Origin of the sequence: Maribellus luteus (assembly GCF_003576475.1) — a bacterium.
Lineage (GTDB): Bacteria > Bacteroidota > Bacteroidia > Bacteroidales > Prolixibacteraceae > Draconibacterium > Draconibacterium luteum.
Map to the genome: position 1 here is coordinate 1 of NZ_QWGR01000220.1, position 552 is coordinate 552.

Sequence of the window (552 nt, forward strand, 5' to 3'; positions counted from 1 at the left end):
ATGCGGCCTCGTGTTGCAAAGGCAAGCAGCTTGATCTTGCCCGGGCGGCCGAACCAATCGTGGCGCGCTTCAAATTCGCCCACCCACTGGTACTGCTTCCACGTGGTGTCGATCGTGACACTGTTGGGTACCACCGAAAGCGCGAAGAGTCCGCCGCGCAGCGACCACCACGATTGCGTCCATTCCACCGCCAGACCATGCGTGTAGCCCCAGGCGTCCGCTGCATAGTCGAATGCGCCGGCATCGATCACCGCCCAGTTCAGGAAATCGCCGCGCGGGTCGTGCGCGTACGTGTTCGTGTCGAATATGTCTACCACGGAGAACTTGCCGACGGTGATGGTGACGTTGTCCGCCGAGCGGCTGCCGGCAAGCTGGTTGGGGGCTGACTCTACTGCCTGTTGCTCGCCGCCGAGATTAATGACCTGCCGTAGGAACAAGCGCGGCAGCTTGCGGTAGGGAGCGTTGTTGCCGATCTTGTAGGCCTCTCCGCTTGAAAAGCCGGCCAGACCGACCGTATTGCTAAGTCCAAAACCTTGGTCGATTTCCGGGTTC

The 552-nt window shown here is 61.1% G+C and carries 1 protein-coding gene; it reads right to left on the reverse strand.

What is annotated here, in order from left to right; translation table 11 throughout:
- The coding region (locus D1614_RS28675) for a carbohydrate porin (protein ID WP_147384410.1) at nt 1-552 on the reverse strand (552 nt) is incomplete at both ends.